This is a genomic window from Bacteroides sp. An51A (assembly GCF_002161565.1).
Classification (GTDB): Bacteria; Bacteroidota; Bacteroidia; order Bacteroidales; family Bacteroidaceae; genus Phocaeicola; species Phocaeicola intestinalis.
The window spans coordinates 52,639-65,049 of record NZ_NFIC01000005.1 but is presented as its reverse complement, the minus strand read 5'-3'; the positions used below and the strand labels follow the sequence as shown (position 1 = coordinate 65,049).

The window sequence follows — 12,411 nt, the reverse complement described above, 5'->3', positions numbered from 1 at the left end:
AATTCGCCATAATGGTAATAGCTACTAATGAATATTTTCTGTTTTCACATATTGAATAATTTGCTCTTTAAACATATTGTCTTTCATGTCACCGGCAAACAAAACCTTTTTCCCATCTAAGAGAAAAGTCCGAACCACATTATCATCAAGTATTTTGTTCCTTGTCCTGAATTTCCTATAAAAATCAAAATAGAAAGGATATTGAAGCAACACCGTATTAAATATGGAATCTTTATAAGAACTGTAACCTACTATTTCAAAAGATATATGACGGTCTGTCAATGCGTGAATAAAAGATTCATTATCCAATATTTCGTATATGCAAGAAGTACAGGTTATATCCATTGTATGAAGCAACTTATACCTACTCTGATTTGCCAATTGACGATTCACCAAATCAGAATCAGGAAAATAAACCAATTCTTTCCCAATATACATGGAACAGATTTTCTCATTAAAAGAAGACCGATGAGAGCAAGAGCAAAAACATCCCAAAATGATAAGCGACAATATATATTTTCTCATTTTCTACCTTTTTTATATTGCGAATGGATAATACCCTACTTCATACTCCCCTGTATCAGGATTACGGGAAATGGCATAAATACGGTTCTGTTTCCGTTCTACACACATAAAAACATTCAACCGATCAGTTTCCAGACATTTCACCTTTTCACCTTTTGTCGTCAAAATGAAAATATGCGAAGCGAGAAAGGTCTCTTCCGGATATTCTTTCAAGGTACGACCGGAAAACAACAGATAAACGAAGTCATTATCCAAATCGGCAGAACTGACTCCGCATGGCGTATTCTCCGTAACAACATCCTCGGCATGTTCTATCGGCATGTATTCGACAAAACGTTGTTTCCACGCATCCCCTGAACGGGCATACAGTTCATAATAATAACCGGTTGGAGAATGATAAAGCAACAGGTTACGGTCTGCATTTATCTGCAAAACCCCTTGAAACAAATAAAATGGAGAACTGCTCATTGTTAGGTCTTTCGGGTAATTTCCCCAATAGGTCACCGTATCTTTTCCGATGCAATAATATTTACCTTGATTACTGTCGCCAAGGCCGATATAAGTGCTGTCCTCCAAATAATAACAATACTGCAATCCTTTTGCTTTTTGAACTGCCAATTCATTATAAAAAAATGAATGCACAGGTATAAACGAACGGCTTTTCAAAATACTGTCTACGTTATATATCAAGACTTTCCCGTTTGACATATCAATCACCTGAAACTCTTTTTCATTAATCTTATCCGTAAACTGTCCGTATAAAACCTCATCCGGACCTGTCCCTTTCTTACCGCCGGAAATCTGCACATCAGGCGAACTGATAGAAAATAGCGTGTAAGTATTTCCTTCTACCGGATCGTGTACCAACAATAAGGAATCAAACACTTCTATTGCGGTTGGTTTAAATAGAAAATCACTTTCAACTGGATGAAAACTGACTTGCTCTACCGTACGGAAACCATACTTCGACATAGGGGATTCTTCCCGCCCGCAACTGAACAAAAACAATAAAGCCAATAATATAACTGAAATCCTCATAACTGAAAATATTTATATTAAATAAGAAGCAGCGCACTTTAGATGATACCTAAATGCACTACTTCAACAAATGCCGCTTATAAAGTGTTAGTCTTATAATAACCTCTACCTGGATGCAAACCGTTACAATAGCAGGACCGCATCAGGTCTGATACGCAATAAAACAATATATCACCCGTTACTGAAACACATTCAAATTGTGCCAACGCTTCCACATTCTCCAATGCTAAATCAGACAAAACTTCTACTTTCTGTGACTGACTATAAGTAGTATAAGCTGAAGCTACGGCTACCGCCGCGATAAACGTAATTTTTAAAATAAGCTTTTTCATCTTTTGTTTATTTTTTAATGATTGATATTCTGTTTGATTTTTCGTCTGCGAAGCCGCAAATCCCCGATTTGCTTGTCTCCTGTTTTTCTTCTTAACTTTGCATCGGCTTAACCTCCTTTCGTTTTATGGGTGGAATGGAAACATGCCAATTACCACCACACTTGTTTCCCTCCTTCATACGTAAAAATCCGTTCTTCTTTGCCTTTACTTAAATTGCGGAGCAACAGCAAGGCGTTCTCCGGTACATTATCATATACTAAACATTGCCGTTCGCCATCGCCTGTCTTCTGCCCTAACGACCGCCAGCCTTTATCCCAATAAAACAGTTCGTACAGTTCGCCCTCGCGGATAAAATTATCATCGTTGCGAGGAAGATAGACCAGCTTTGACAACTCAACGGCTTTACCTAAATCCAGCCCCAACCAAGCGTCTTTTTGCTTGCCGTCTGTACGCGAACAACTCAATACATTTCCGTCAAAAGCCATTCCCATTGCCTGCATCACATCATCCGGTTCTTTCGGATGGAAATTGCCGATAATCTTTCCCTTTACCTGCTTTCCCTGTTTGTCATACAACCTAATTTCAGCTATATTCCCTCCGGTTTTTGCAACAGGGATGAATTTCATATAGCGGTATGGCTTTCCCAATACCACCGTCTGAAAATTGCATTCTGCCAACGTATCAACCCGTATCGTGTCTGCCCGGCGGAACGAAGCGTCACGGCTGAACACAAACCTGCTCCCAGCAAAATTATTCAGCCAAATCCGAGGGAACAAATCCATGAATTTGCGATACAGCTTTACCGACCGCAGCCGTGCCGTATCAGGCTTCAATACATGCAACCCTCCATCCTCATCCACTTTTATGGGATAGTAAGCCGATGCCGTAGACCCTTCTGAATAATACATCGGGAGGTACACCGCTCCTGGTGCCATCCGCTCGAAACGATAGCCTTTCCCTCTCCGTTTGCCATACGCCACGATTTTCCAATTCTGCGCATCGAACACGCCCAAGTAAGCGTAACGGGGAGCATGTGCCTGCGGGAAGCAATCGGGCAAGTTCACGTCAACGGTCTGGATATACTGGTCGGTCACATCCACGATATGAGGGTCGCTGAACAAAGCGGGCACATTCTCTTCATCCTTTATCAGTCCTCCCGTTTCGCCAAACAACTGCCGATAAGCTTTCGAAAGATGATAAGAGTTATGAGCGATGTGTTGTCCGAATGCAACTGCAGACCCCGGCATAATAGGATACGTTTTTCCTTCGGATATAATAGAAAGCCAGTTGTGCCCCATGGCATGATTGGTCCAATTAGGCGTAAAGTCGCAAGCCACCGGCACGCCAATGCTGCGGTACAGATAAGCGCCCATTGCCACAAAAGAAGGACACGATCCATAACGCAAATGCAGCAACGAAGAGGGGCGAAGGTCGGGCACGTAGGAAGGAGTAAAATAGCGGTTCCCTATAATCCGGCGCATAATCACTTCATACACTGAATCTACTTGTTGATGTAACAAAGGCTGCACCAACGGAGCATACGTTTCCTTGTACAAATCGCGCCACAGTTCCAACCGTTCATGTCCTACCCGATAAGGCAAGATGTATTCGCAAAACTCATCAAAGGTCAAGTCTTTCGCCCACGGTGACTTCCAAGCCTCGAAGGCGGCATCGATATGGCTGATCAGGAAATCGGAGCGCACCGCTTTCAAGTCGGGCGTACGTTTTATTCCCGCAAACCGCTGAGGCGTATAAATAGAGTCATAAATCACTTTCAGCGCAGAAACGGCAACATTTGTGTCCCGCTGCAGGCTGTCGGTCAATTCGTAATACGTGTCCATATACGGACAGTCTGCCGTATAGTGCCTCTTCATGTTCCGTATCAGGAATTTAGCTGCCTCTTGCTTTTCCGGCTCACCGGCATAATGGGTTATCACGGCTTCCAGCTGGCTCCGGTTTTCCCCGCTCAGTTCCAGCGACGTGTCCAGGACACGGTCGCATCCGACAGACAGCCATGCCGCTGCTACCCACACACATGTTTTCAGTAACGTTTTCATTCGATTCTTCTTAAACATCTTTTCCATTTCATTTATCCGTATACGGGTCGACCTACTTCCATATCCATACCGTCTTGACCGCAATATAACACTCTGGGAGTAAACCTCAATTGACGTAATTCATATATTTATCAACATGCATTTTTCATTCATTTTTTATCCTGCAATTTAAAATCATAAAACAAAAGCACAGGATTACTCTCTTCTCCCATCCCAGAAGCAATCTTATCAAGCAACTTGCTATTCGAGCCGTATTTTTTATATAAAAAAAGCATTTCTTCCGGATATACCAAACTCAACATCTGAACGGAAGTTTGATCTGTCTCGTAAGCAACCATACGTATGGGAAGTTTATACTTATCCAAATTAAAACTACCACAAAACAAAATAGATCCATCTTTTGAGAAAATCAAATACCTCCGAGGATTATCTGCATAATAGAATGAGCAACACATATAATTATCCCATTTATAAAAAGCGAAAATAGAAGGAGTTAATTCCTTTGCTAATTTTAAAGCTTTGGATGCCGACATACTCAGTTCGATTTTCTGTTTATTCAATGCTACAGACAAATAAGGATTAAGCACCCCGTCTTTGGGGTTTACAACATAGATTGTATCATTGAACGGAAAAAAAGTAAAAATAGAATCTTTATAATGGTAAAAAGCATTATACCCCTCAGCAAATGAATAAGCCTTACCTTGAATATTTTTATTAAAAGGTATATCTTGATATAATAATTCCCCTTCACGACACACAACATAACTGTTATAAGACTTACCACTGCCATTATCAGCACGACCTAATCCTAAATTCAAAGCATAATCTCCATTAGACAAAACCAATAGACCTTCCGCTTTCGGGATTCTTTCTCTGCCACAATACCGGTCTGTCAAATCATACTTTAAGACATATCCGTCAAATTCACCCATCAGATATAACGTATCTCCTTTTATATCGAAATCCCCCAATCCTACATATTCTCCCGGTCCTTGTCCTAAATGTGCATATTGACGGATGTAATTCCCTATGGAGTCGAAAACCACAATCTTATCATCTTTTCCATCCAACACATAGATTTTACCATCATACATCTTTATTTTTTTCGCTTTACCAATCAAAGATGAATCGGTAGTTTCAAGCGTAATGTAGTGACTGAATTGGAAAAAAGAATCAAATTTACCGGTATCATCATTTCTCATTCCGTCTACCGAAACCATATTCAAACCTAAACGCTGCCCCTCCTGCTTATGGCATCCGGCAAGTACACTTAAAAGCAATACGATAAAAAAATACTTACTCATAACCCTTTTACAATTTTACAAAGAGATCCTTATCCTGTAAATACATAATAAGGATCGCTTATTCTAATTTCTATTTAACAATCAAGAGAGCCTTTACCTTCACAAACAGTTATAACTACTTTTTTATAAGTTCCCGATGCATCATCCCAAATTTCCGTAATATCCTGCTTCTGCCTCTCATATTTCATTCCTTGAGATTCACTTTGTGCCAACGCTTCCACATTTTCCAATGCCAAGTCAGACAATGCTTCCGTTTTCTGTGACTGGCTATAAGCAGTATAGCCTGCCGCTACGGCTACCGCTGCAATAAATGTTATTTTTAAGATATTTCGTTTCATAACTGTATTGTTTTTTAATTGATTAGTACTTCATTTACTTTTCTCTGCGAAGCCGCAAATCCTCGATTTGCTTTTAGTTAAATTGCATATCCTTGCATACTGCTTCTAACAGACTAAAATTATTCTCTCCATCGCCCTTATCCGGCACTTGGAACAGCAAAACCGAATCATTATCACTTTCACAACAAGTCAATGTAGCAAGAAAACGGTTGTCATCCGTTTCGCAAATGTCATTGTCTATCGCAGAGAAAGGAATTGTATGGCATTTATCTGAAGAACAAAAAGACAATCCGTATTCCATACCCGGAGCTATCCATTCAAAAACCGCTCCTCCCCGAACCGTACGCACGACCGAAAGCATTACATAATTCTCCATCAGCTTTTTATCTTGCTCCAAATATCCATACTTGTCATAATAATCACGGCTGACTTGAGGAGTCAAGACATTGCCTTCCGCCGGTAATATCGGCTGCAAGCTGCAAGCATCGGCATCAGGGTCGTATACTATCGCTTCAAGCGTATTGCCTAACTGATAGCATATCTTTCCACGGCAAAAAAAGAACTGATTAAACTTATGGATTGAATTTGCCAAATCTTTCTTAAAGTAACGAAAGCGTTCTTTCCCTGTCAAATCGCAAACATGAAACACTTCATCGCCCGAATCGACAAAAAGCAACGTACTGTCATTCACATATTGAAACTGATGTACATAAGAACCAGACAAAACACCTCGTATAAAAGCACCCGATAATGCATCGTACACTTTTATGCCACCAGCACCTGATAACCACAATTCGGTTTTCCCCTCTGAAGAGCTGACTACATCAAAGTCGGAAATGTCAATGTAATCTTCCGGACCACTGCCACGCTTATCAAAACGGCTGATAAAATGTCCGTCATTGTCAAAACTTAAAATTGTGTTTTCCGATTCAATATAAAATGACGAATCCCGTTGAAGCACCTTATTTCCGCGTCCTCCTATCAGCGAAGAATCATTCGTTTCCAAAGGTATCAGCCTATATTCAGCAAACAATGATGACAATTTCACTTTTTCCTGCGACAAATCTGTATATCCTTGCACAGGATAAAGAGCCTCCATTGGCTGGGGAGACCGCGAACAAGAAGCAAAAGCCAATAACATTAAACAATAATACCCAATACGTTTCATACAATTCATAGATAAGTTGAAAGAGGATGCACACTAAAAATGATTGCATATTCCAATATGCATCCTCGTATTTACCATCAAGCTACAGATCCGCAAGAACAAACACTTCCATCACCACCTTGGATACAATAATGCACAGTGCAACCATATTCATCTTTCACTCTTTTCCATCTACATTCAGAACCGCCTTCCCCATTCGCCAACGCTTCCACATTGGCAAGAGCCAAGTCTGACATCACTTCTTTATCCTGTGCCTGATAAGCCGTTACTCCGGCAACTCCCCAACAGCCTACGGGCTTACCGCTTTCACGGTCCATCATCAGGACAGCATCTTCACCCGTATGCTGGAACAAGAGCAGCTTGTCTTTCACTACCGCAAGATTCAACGGATTAGACATAACCAAGTCGTAAGCGTATGGGTGAGCCTCAATGGGGGTTCCTTCGCCAATATCCAGCAACCTCCCCGATGTTTCCCAGAAAGAACAGCCGAAGAGCAGCCATGATAAAATGATTATTCCAAGTATCTGTTTCATTTCTATTTAATCAGAGAAACAACCATTTTTACTTAGACAAATCAATTTTAACCAATGTCGGTTCATTATCTTTAGCTACCGCATATATCATTTCATCTGAATCGGAGACACAAAATGTAGACAAAGCTTTGTCCGATACATATTTACGAACTGGATTACCTTTCCAATCCACTTGATAAATGACATTGCCAGTAAACGCATCAGCTTGATAGTCTTTCATACTTTTACCAGAATACAACAAATACACATAGTTATCAGTAGCGTATGCATAAATAAAACCAACAGGCCTGCTTGCATCAAGTGGTGCAGAACGAGATATCTCGGTTTCTTCCGTGCGATATACCGGATAGCTACCTATCCAGCGATATTGTTCTACAATCTTATCCTTCTCTATAGTATACAACATAAATATAGGAGAAGTATTCATGGCAAACACAAATTTATCTAACGATGGAGCCGAACGTAATGTACCTTGATACGCCATGCCTCTTAACCGATTACTAATTCGACGTTCACGACTGTCACGGTACGGATACTCGTAAAAGAAATCCGTCAGATTTTCTCGTAATAAAGAAAACATTGTATTTTCATAAAATCCCAATCCTATAAAACTTCCGTATTTCGTTGGTAACATATCAATGCTATTCAGGCTGTCTTTTTTCAATACTACATAATCCTTAATACCTTGCTTAACATTCCGGACATCAATCCGGCTCAAAGCATGGCGGTAAAAATCATAAGTACAGATACTAGAATCACTAGCCATTCTATGTAGTGAAGCCACTTGTAAAAACTCATTATTCCCCTGCCCTCTTGTACCAAAACGATACACACAATTCCTTTCAGCCAAATCAACCATAACGAAAAGACTATCACCCAAATCGTCATATATAAACACACATGAATCAGCGTATTCAATAAAAAAAGGGCGTCCTAAAAGCAAATCCGATTTTATACAATTATCAACTATCACTTTACGCACATTCCTAAAAGAAGAATCAAAAGCAGAAAAGCCATCTTGCTCTTGTTTACACCCACCAAAGCTCAAACACAACAATAAACCATATATAATCCGTTTCATGACGAATTCACGTTTTAAAGAGTCAGGAAATGAATAAAACAAAGCCTTACACATTTCCTGACAATAAAAATTAAAATAAAGGAACACCTCTAAGAAATAGCCCATCAGATTCTACAACACAAATAGAACTTGTTACCATACAAAATGGTCCAACTATGATTTCTGGAACAGCGAGCGCTTCCACATTCTGTAGAAGTAACAGTTCTTCTTTTGCATTCTGCTTAGATGACGTTGTTACAAATCCCCAACTAACAATAAACAACAAAGATATTAATACACAACCTACTCTTTTCATAGTTTACAAATATTTTATAGCATTTTTTCCTGTACAACCACCCCATCCCCAGTCTTTACATATACCTGGAGCATAGATAGCACAATCTGAACAATCACCATCACTTTCTCCTCTAGCCAGTGCTTCTACATTAGATAAAGCTATATCAGATAACATCTCTTTTTCTTGTGCACGATAAAGCGTAATGCCTGCTACCACAATCAATGCTGTCGAAAAAATCAATTTCAAAATAGTTGTTTTCATAATTAAATTCGTTTAAAGTTATTATTCAATTCAATTCGTTTTTTCATCTGCGAAGCCGCAAATCACCGATTTGCGAATCTTCTGTTTTCTTCTTAACTTTGCAACGGTCTGTCCTCCTTTCTATTTTAGGGTTTGACTGGAGTGGGAACATACAGGTTGTCTTCCAAACACTTTCTGTATCGTTTCCACTCCTTATTATATATGATATCATTATCTTTTGCATCCGCATGGATTAGTTGGCGCATTCGGGCGTATGCGATACGCCCCTACAACGAATGGAAGAAACCCAATTGTCAATTGTCCATTGTCAATTATCAATTGCTTACCGCTTCTCCCGTCACACTGATGCGCAACGGAGCATCTGCCGTGTTGCAATACACGTCTACCGTCTTGCGGAAATGACCAGCCTCATCCGCCTCGTAAATGATGAGCAAGGTGGTTTCCTCGCCCGGACGCAAAGGACGCTGGCTGTATTCCACACGCGTGCAACCACAAGAAGTATCCACCCCGTGTATCACCAAAGGAGCATCACCCGTGTTCTTCAGCGTCACCTTCCGCTCTTTCTTCTCCCCCATCGGGAAAGAACCGAACCGCACATCCTGTTCGCTTAACGAAGCAGAGGTCTGCTTCGTACCGGTTGTTGCGGAACGCTTGCCGCCGATAATGTTCAGATAAAGTTCCTTCACCTGCGGATTATGGACAGGATTGCCGATGGCAACTACCCGGTTGTCCTTATCGAGCAGAAAAGTCTGCAGAGCCATCTCCGAAGGGAAACGATTCAGGTGGTTAAAAGCATCCTCACGGTCGAAACACACCGGATAAGTAAAAGCATCACGGCGAGTCAGATAGGTTAACTCGCGTGCATCTTTCGGATGGAAAAAGAATACATAAGACAGCTTTTTCTTTCCGAACAACGAATCGGTCTCCACTATCAACTGTTTCCACTTGGGCAGCTGCAGCTTGCAGCTGGCACAACCCAGAGAATCGACATACGTCACGATGCGGTAAGGAGCAGACTGCCAGCGGAAATCTACCGTGTCCCTGCCCTGTACCGTAAACACCGCTTGCGCAGGAAAAGCGATTTCCTTCCCATCCCATTCCTGCACCAGGCGAGTCAGGCGTTCCTTATCAGATTCTTGACAGGCTGCCAGCAAAGACAGCAACAGTAAGAATATACCTGTTTTCTTCATAGCTTTGGTAACATTTGGTTACAAACGGAAAGTACCTGTATAAACCGTACCATCTATTTCTATCCGCAACTGATACGTACCTGCAGGCATACCGCTTAGGTCAATCATCATGCCTTGCACATGAAAATAGGCCTGTTGGTAGACTATCCTTCCGTTCAACTGGTTTTGGACGGAAATCACCGCTTCTTTGCTTTCGGGCAGCGAAACAGATAGCCACGGTTGATGAAGGAACGCACGAGGCTCTTCCATTAATGAACTGGGAACAACATTACCCTCTTGCTTTATTACTTTTATCATTTCAATTTCGTCTTTGCTTTGAGCGAAGCAGAAAGAAATACTCATCAGCACACACAATAATGTAATCAGTTTTGTTTTCATAATCTTTTTTGTTTTTCGTTTCCGCAAAATTCTAAAAAAGCATGAAAACAAGCAATTTTTTGACGTTACAATTTCCGTTACAGCGTTACAACGAGCGTTACACCTACTCTGTATCTTGCTGGTTATTAGTGAAATGAAAGAAAAATCCGAATATCTCTTTTGATAGTTTCTCTTTCAGGCGGTGCTTGCAGGTACGCAGGGCGTTCTCCTTACGTCCGGTGCACGAGGCTATCAGGCTGGTAGGATAATCCATGAAAGAAAGCAGGCAAAACAGCAAATCGGCTTCGGTGATTTGGGGATATTCCACTTGCAGCCGTTTCACTGGTTCATCAAACAAGGCAAGGGTTTCTTTTTGGAATGCTTCCTGTTCTTTTTTCGAGAAAGGTTTGCCGTTGCCTTTCTGTATGGCATGGATTCGCTTTTGCCATGCCGTTTGTTGAAACTGCCCGATAAGTGTTTGCATTTCTATGGCTGCTATCTCTTGGTACATCGCACTCCATTCTTCAGGGTTCCGCCGGTTCTGTTCAGCCACATATTCCTTGATAGCGGCCAATCGGTTTGCGACCAGTTGTTTCTCTAATAGCAGGTAGCGGCGCTTCTTGCGCTGCACAAAGAAGAAAACGCCGGTACCGCACAGCAACAGCGTAATACCGATGCCGCCCCACAGGCAGATGGCGTTTTCACGCCGGTCAGCTTCCTCCTTTTGACGGTCTACCTCTTGCCGATACGCTGCGGTCAGTCTTTCTATCTTGTCCGTTTGCCGCAAGGCGTAAAGCGAATCTTTATAAATATGGAAAGAATCTACATAAACGCAAGCCCAATCGGGATGTGCTTTCCGGTGTAATTGGAACAGGTGATAAAACGACATGGCACGGGTAATGATTTGGGAATTTTTTGTTGCTTTGAGGAAATAGAAAGAAGCCGAATCTGCATTTCCTTCTTCTTTGAAAAGCACCGCTTTGTTGTAAAAATCATTGCCGTAAGTATCAACTATTTCCTGCAGGTAAGCTTTAGCCTGTTGGCGATTACCAGTCAAACGGGCATGCAGGCACAATTGCCTGATGATATACCTTTCGTAGGATTCATTTTCTAATTGGCGGGCGAACGAAATGGCTTCCTGATAATAATGGTAAGCACTGTCGTATCGATTCAGCAGCATAAAGATGTCTCCCATACTATATGCGGCGATGTAGCAATCCGTCGTATCGGGATGTGCGTCTACATACTTCTGCATTTCCCGATAGTGCAAAAGGGCTTGCCGGTAGAAACCTTTTTGATGGTAAAGATAACCCAAGTCGTAGTTCACCAACATCCGTGTACGGTCTTGCGTTTGTGAGGGCAAAGCGGCAAGTGCCTGCAGGTTGACCTTCAGGGCAAGGGTGTCGTTGCCTTGCTGCTGGCAGATGCGCCCCAAGAGGAAATAGCTTTTGGCAAGCGGAATGCCGGGAGCCTGTTTGCTGTAATAGCCGAGGGCGAGCTTTATCAGCGAATCGTCCGTGCCTATCCGGTCCTGCTTGTTCAGGGCTTCGGTATAGAGCAAGGCATAGTCTGCCCGCGCCTTTCCTTGCAAACAGTCGGGGCGGACTATCTGCCCGAGCAAATCCATCACCGAATCAGGTTGTGCGGTATGCAAGGATGCCTCGTGCAGCAAAGCCAAATCGTTCTTACCTCCTCCTTGGCGGCAGGAACAAAACAACAGACAGAAGAAAATCAGTATCACGTGTTTCATGCCTACAAAGATAATCAATAAATAAGTTTGTTTCAGCAGATGCGAATCAATGTATGATTAAAAGGCTCAGTATCTGTCTCAGGCTGTCTTACTTTTACGTTCTCCATATCAAAACCGTACGGTTTCCATATCGAAAACGTACGGTTTCCAATTGGAGAACGTACGGTTTTGATATGGAAACCATAAAAGGATGCTCTCTG

General features: G+C 41.7%; 14 protein-coding genes. All 14 read right to left on the bottom strand.

Features of this window, described 5'->3' with window-relative positions; all coding sequences use genetic code 11:
• Positions 1–24: 24 nt before the first annotated feature.
• Positions 25–525, bottom strand: coding sequence for a hypothetical protein (locus B5G04_RS10790; RefSeq protein WP_140400050.1), 501 nt, complete (start codon positions 523–525; stop codon positions 25–27).
• Positions 526–537: 12 nt separating this feature from the next.
• Entirely contained in the window at positions 538–1,563 is a 1,026-nt protein-coding gene (locus tag B5G04_RS10785; protein WP_087251517.1) for a BF3164 family lipoprotein, read from the bottom strand.
• A gap of 77 nt (positions 1,564–1,640) precedes the next feature.
• Entirely contained in the window at positions 1,641–1,895 is a 255-nt protein-coding gene (locus tag B5G04_RS10780; RefSeq protein WP_087251518.1) for an NVEALA domain-containing protein, read from the bottom strand.
• 149 nt (positions 1,896–2,044) lie between these two features.
• Positions 2,045–3,952: a discoidin domain-containing protein gene (locus B5G04_RS10775; RefSeq protein WP_087207355.1), complete on the bottom strand. Its 1,908-nt coding sequence runs from the start codon at positions 3,950–3,952 to the stop codon at positions 2,045–2,047.
• A 149-nt stretch (positions 3,953–4,101) separates the two neighbouring features.
• On the bottom strand, positions 4,102–5,256 hold the full coding sequence (locus B5G04_RS10770; protein WP_087251519.1) for a 6-bladed beta-propeller: 1,155 nt from the start codon (positions 5,254–5,256) through the stop codon (positions 4,102–4,104).
• A gap of 74 nt (positions 5,257–5,330) precedes the next feature.
• The gene (locus B5G04_RS10765; protein ID WP_087207358.1) at positions 5,331–5,594 is read right to left on the bottom strand and encodes an NVEALA domain-containing protein; all 264 of its coding nucleotides are present in this window, start codon (positions 5,592–5,594) and stop codon (positions 5,331–5,333) included.
• Positions 5,595–5,667: 73 nt separating this feature from the next.
• Positions 5,668–6,762, bottom strand: a complete 1,095-nt coding sequence (locus B5G04_RS10760) for a 6-bladed beta-propeller (protein WP_158100090.1) — start codon at positions 6,760–6,762, stop codon at positions 5,668–5,670.
• Between the two features lie 77 nt (positions 6,763–6,839).
• A complete protein-coding gene (locus B5G04_RS19345; RefSeq protein WP_140400224.1) occupies positions 6,840–7,082 on the bottom strand; it encodes an NVEALA domain-containing protein in 243 nt (80 codons plus the stop codon).
• 241 nt (positions 7,083–7,323) lie between these two features.
• On the bottom strand, positions 7,324–8,376 hold the full coding sequence (locus B5G04_RS10750) for a BF3164 family lipoprotein (RefSeq protein WP_158098023.1): 1,053 nt from the start codon (positions 8,374–8,376) through the stop codon (positions 7,324–7,326).
• 70 nt (positions 8,377–8,446) lie between these two features.
• Positions 8,447–8,671 (bottom strand): hypothetical protein, encoded by a 225-nt coding sequence (locus B5G04_RS19340; protein ID WP_140400209.1) that lies wholly within the window; start codon positions 8,669–8,671, stop codon positions 8,447–8,449.
• Positions 8,672–8,674: 3 nt separating this feature from the next.
• Positions 8,675–8,914, bottom strand: a complete 240-nt coding sequence (locus B5G04_RS10745) for an NVEALA domain-containing protein (RefSeq protein ID WP_087251521.1) — start codon at positions 8,912–8,914, stop codon at positions 8,675–8,677.
• Between the two features lie 314 nt (positions 8,915–9,228).
• Positions 9,229–10,104 (bottom strand): DUF1573 domain-containing protein, encoded by an 876-nt coding sequence (locus B5G04_RS10740; RefSeq protein ID WP_087251522.1) that lies wholly within the window; start codon positions 10,102–10,104, stop codon positions 9,229–9,231.
• An 18-nt stretch (positions 10,105–10,122) separates the two neighbouring features.
• Entirely contained in the window at positions 10,123–10,482 is a 360-nt protein-coding gene (locus tag B5G04_RS10735; RefSeq protein WP_087249560.1) for a DUF3244 domain-containing protein, read from the bottom strand.
• Between the two features lie 103 nt (positions 10,483–10,585).
• On the bottom strand, positions 10,586–12,211 hold the full coding sequence (locus B5G04_RS10730) for a tetratricopeptide repeat protein (RefSeq protein WP_143270457.1): 1,626 nt from the start codon (positions 12,209–12,211) through the stop codon (positions 10,586–10,588).
• Positions 12,212–12,411 lie beyond the last annotated feature (200 nt).